This is a genomic window from Thiocystis violacea (assembly GCF_016583565.1).
Lineage (GTDB): Bacteria > Pseudomonadota > Gammaproteobacteria > Chromatiales > Chromatiaceae > Thiorhodococcus > Thiorhodococcus violaceus_A.
In genome coordinates this window covers 1-583 of record NZ_NRRF01000266.1, presented here as the reverse complement: position 1 = coordinate 583, position 583 = coordinate 1, and the positions used below count along the sequence as shown (strand labels likewise).

1 pseudogene is annotated in these 583 nt (G+C 51.8%); it reads right to left on the bottom strand.

Features of this window, described 5'->3' with window-relative positions:
• Positions 1-132: 132 nt before the first annotated feature.
• Positions 133-364 (bottom strand): annotated as a pseudogene (locus CKO23_RS25140) (IS1634 family transposase); the annotation flags it as partial.
• Positions 365-583 lie beyond the last annotated feature (219 nt).

Genomic DNA, 583 nt, shown 5'->3' with positions numbered 1-583 from the left:
CCAAAAATCATCGGACATCTCTTGAAAGGCCATGGCATCATCGATACGCGTGATTGTCGTACCTAAGAGGCTATCTTATTTAGAATTTTAATGATTTAAGCATTTTCTGTTCCGGATATCCTCTAAGTCTGCTGCCACCGCATGGATCATGCTCGCGGGCGAGCGTCAGGGTTTCGGGTACACGCGAAATCCAGTGATAGCCGTTCATCTCCTGGAGCGTCTCGCGCGTATAGAGCGCGCTATCGGCAATCACAACCTCCAGTCCGACATCGCGTTGCAACTGCCCAAGGTGGGCCTTGATGCTCTCGCGGAAGCCCGTCTTGTCACTGCTGTTGCCGCTCAATGCTTCCATCAGCAGGGGAAGGCTCTCCAGGATTTCATGGGAAGGACTAATTCATTTTAAAACAACTTCTTAGAGCGAATTTTAGTCATCCTGTAGTTAGTCATCCATCCGGACCAGCTCAACGCCTGGTTTGAGCAGACGGCGCAAAGCCAGTACACCCGTCAGCTGTTGTTCTCGACGCTGTTCGATCTGATGATGCAGGTGGTCACGCGCCAGCAACCGTCGATCCATGCGGCCTAT